The organism is Aeromonas sp. QDB39 (assembly GCF_027707585.1).
GTDB classification, from domain to species: domain Bacteria; phylum Pseudomonadota; class Gammaproteobacteria; order Enterobacterales; family Aeromonadaceae; genus Aeromonas; species Aeromonas hydrophila.
In genome coordinates, this window is sequence record NZ_JAPCIV010000105.1 from 1 (window position 1) to 1,429 (window position 1,429).

Here is a 1,429-nt window from a genome sequence, read left to right on the forward strand (position 1 = left end):
GCATATGGATTTAGGGACTCAGAATACTTTTTTCTGAAAATCAAGGCGGCCTTCCCCGGAAAGCCGCGATGAACCTAGTTTTATTGGCCGCCTGCAGGGCCTTGACCATCTCCCGCTTATGCCAGTGCTTGAGGGATTCCAGCACCGAATAAGCCAACGCACCATCGAGCCAGGACACCTCGGCCACACCCACCCCGTTATTGATCCGCACCGTCTGACGCTCCACATAGTGATTGAGCGCCGTCTCACTGCCATCACGCAGCAGGCCGTGTTTGGCCATTGTGATCCAGATAGCCCGGATCACCCCTATTTCAGCCGTCCGAACCTGGGTACCGCTGACCGGGCTTAAACGCTTCTGCTTGCCTCCTTTTACGCCACGTTTAACAGTCGGTTTAAACCCTGCCCCCTTCATGGCTTGCAGCACCTTGTCCAGCTCCTGGATCGACAGCGCTGCCGCAGAGCACTTGCCACTCTGCTGGGTCAGCAGCTCACGATAGGTTTCGTCATCCAGCCCCAGGGAGCGGCGGCCCACCTGCACCAGCCGGATCAAGCGGGTGCGTTCATTGCTTGCTGTCATGACTTCTCCCCACTTTTGCCACCCAGATTTGACCGGCAGGCACATCGTTTCCATTGCGCCACTCAGGGCAATGACTATCGAGCCACTGCTCGGCACCTTGCTGGTTCAAGGGGCCAAACTTCATCACATAGACCAGCAGAGCCTGCCAATTAGACGCCGCCATGACTGACCTCTGCTGCTCTGGCTTGCTGCAGTTCCGCTACCAGTTGCCAGCGCATCTGGCTGGCTTCTCCTGCCAGAGCAAACAGCCCTTGGGCACGAGCCTCTCTATCAAACTGCTTGAGCTGTCTGCACACAGCCCGTTTATCAGGGGTCGCCTGTGCAATGGCGGCCGCGCTGAATATCTTGGTAAGCCGAATATCCATCTCTGTTTTGGTCATCGCCGTGCTCCTTGTTCGAGGCGGTGAAGACCTGGGCCCAGGTCGGCTGCTCATCAGTGCCCGGCCACCACGCCGGGCAGACAGAGGGGCTACCCCCACTGTTTCGCATGATCAATACTCAATCTCCTTATCCAAACGAGAATGGAGTGTCTATGAAGCCGTTGACCGCTCATGAGGTCCTGTTACCTCTCTACAACTTCACCCAACTGATGGTTGGCCATAACCCCAAGCAGCTGCACATCTCGATCAAAACGCAGGAGTGGCTCTTCACAAGGTTGTCCACCGCCCCCTTTCCCATCAAAGAAGCGATCGAATTGGAACCATCAAAGCGATCCGCGTTTTATGAGCTGCTTACGCAATACGTCATGTTTTTGACGATGAACTCTGACCTTAAATTTGGTTCATCGCGGCTTTCCGGGGAAGGCCGCCTTGATTTTCAGAAAAAAGTATTCTGAGTCCCTAAATCCATATG

Annotated in this window: 3 protein-coding genes and 1 other RNA gene; 1 reads left to right on the forward strand and 3 read right to left on the reverse strand. The window is 55.3% G+C overall.

All coding sequences use genetic code 11. The features are described from left to right. Nucleotides 1-40: 40 nt before the first annotated feature. The 3 genes from PG899_RS23990 to PG899_RS24000 all read right to left on the reverse strand — a co-directional run bounded on the left by PG899_RS23990 (nt 41) and on the right by PG899_RS24000 (nt 1,066). Nucleotides 41-577 (reverse strand): gp16 family protein, encoded by a 537-nt coding sequence (locus tag PG899_RS23990; protein ID WP_210538745.1) that lies wholly within the window; start codon nt 575-577, stop codon nt 41-43. Between the two features lie 149 nt (nt 578-726). Continuing rightward, nucleotides 727-957, reverse strand: a complete 231-nt coding sequence (locus PG899_RS23995) for a hypothetical protein (RefSeq protein ID WP_042074588.1) — start codon at nt 955-957, stop codon at nt 727-729. A 40-nt stretch (nt 958-997) separates the two neighbouring features. After that, nucleotides 998-1,066: hammerhead ribozyme type II (locus PG899_RS24000), an RNA gene on the reverse strand. Nucleotides 1,067-1,109: 43 nt separating this feature from the next. On the opposite strand from PG899_RS24000, the gene PG899_RS24005 reads away from it, so the two are divergent. After that, on the forward strand, nt 1,110-1,412 hold the full coding sequence (locus PG899_RS24005; protein WP_210538746.1) for a hypothetical protein: 303 nt from the start codon (nt 1,110-1,112) through the stop codon (nt 1,410-1,412). The last annotated feature ends 17 nt before the right edge of the window (nt 1,413-1,429 follow it).